Genomic DNA, 236 nt, shown 5'->3' on the forward strand with positions numbered 1-236 from the left:
TTCCAACGGGTTCCAGTTGATAGTGATAACTTGACAAAATTCGCGATGTTTGTCAAAGGAGTTGCTTGGGAAAATGGTCTGTTTATGGATGATCTATATGGTGCGCTCGGGGCATTTTCTTTTTATGCCACGCTGGGAGTGCATCAATTTAGTGCGGCCAACGGAAAAGGGGAGTTAACCATTAATAGCGTTCATGTTTACATGCGAGATGTTTTCACATTTCATGATCGCTCAGA

At 42.8% G+C, this 236-nt stretch carries 1 protein-coding gene; it reads left to right on the top strand.

The genetic code is table 11. From position 1 onward, the window contains the following. A partial coding sequence (locus RVY79_RS21585; protein WP_317466668.1) for a DUF6402 family protein occupies positions 1-236 on the top strand: 236 nt, incomplete at both ends.

The sequence above is a fragment of the Chromohalobacter sp. HP20-39 genome (assembly GCF_033052815.1).
In the GTDB taxonomy this organism is placed as follows: Bacteria; Pseudomonadota; Gammaproteobacteria; order Pseudomonadales; family Halomonadaceae; genus Chromohalobacter.